The sequence below is a fragment of the Oleiphilus sp. HI0128 genome, from assembly GCF_001635365.1.
Map to the genome: position 1 here is coordinate 1 of NZ_LWGG01000442.1, position 493 is coordinate 493.

1 pseudogene is annotated in these 493 nt (G+C 49.1%); it reads left to right on the plus strand.

Features of this window, described 5'->3' with window-relative positions:
• Window positions 1-493 (plus strand): annotated as a pseudogene (locus A3763_RS28245) (hypothetical protein); the annotation flags it as partial.

A 493-nucleotide genomic window follows, 5' to 3' on the forward strand; every position in this document is an offset into this window, starting at 1 on the left:
CTGATGCTGTGATTGCTTCAATGATCGAAGACTCATCCGACAGTCAGCTCTATGTTCGTACTGGGCATTTCCGCGAAGCAGGTAAGCACCATTATGATAGTGGCTTGAATGGTCCGGCGATTGAGGAGGTTCAGGGTAACTTTAGCTATATTCCTCCAGAGCCAGACTCAGACCACGATGGAGTTGTAGACAGTGAAGATAACTGTATCGATGTGCCAAACCCCGACCAGGCAGATACGGGTGGCGATGGTGTTGGAGATGCCTGTAGTGGCAGTGGTTCTGAAGACGGTGTATTCACAGCTGAGAATGTGGTTGGTCACTTTGCAATCACCTTCCCAGAAGGTGACACCGAGCCTGAGAGCCAGGCTTTCTACAAAATACGAGATGATGGTACGGGGACAGTTTTCTTTGAAGACGGTCCTGCAGAGGGAGAAGAGTTTACCTGGTTAATCGATGGTGAAACCTTAGTCTTGGAAATTACTACTGCTACCGG